This is a genomic window from Alienimonas sp. DA493, from assembly GCF_043951915.1.
Lineage (GTDB): Bacteria > Planctomycetota > Planctomycetia > Planctomycetales > Planctomycetaceae > Alienimonas.
This window is the reverse complement of record NZ_JBINJD010000383.1, coordinates 1-375: the sequence shown is the minus strand read 5'-3', so window position 1 is coordinate 375 and position 375 is coordinate 1. Positions and strand designations below refer to the sequence as shown.

Below are 375 nucleotides of genomic sequence, written 5' to 3'. Positions count from 1 at the left end.
AGGTGCGGCGCCGGCGGGGGCGGCGGCGGGCCGCCGGGAGCCCGCCCGGCGGAGGCGCTCTTCGACGGCAACTTCAGCAGTTTCGCGATGAAGCTCCGCTCTTTCTTCGGGCTGGCGGGCAACACCGCCCCGAGAACCCCGCCCGTCGGCCGAGACTGGGCCGACGCCGCCGGGGCCGTCAAAACGCCGGCGCACAGCGCCGCCCCGGCGAGGCGGAGGGCCAGACGACGACGGACCGACGCGGTCGGGCGGAGCGGGGCGGCGGGCGGGCGGGACGCGGGGGTGCGGCGCATCGGTCCGGTTCGGTTCGCGGCGGCCGGACGGGGCGAACGGGCGCCGCGCCGGCGGGGGCGGCGATCCGAGCGTCGCGGACGG

The 375-nt window shown here is 80.3% G+C and carries 1 pseudogene; it reads right to left on the bottom strand.

Annotated features, from left to right (window positions below):
* Positions 1-293 (bottom strand): annotated as a pseudogene (locus tag ACG2DA_RS23125) (hypothetical protein); the annotation flags it as partial.
* Positions 294-375 lie beyond the last annotated feature (82 nt).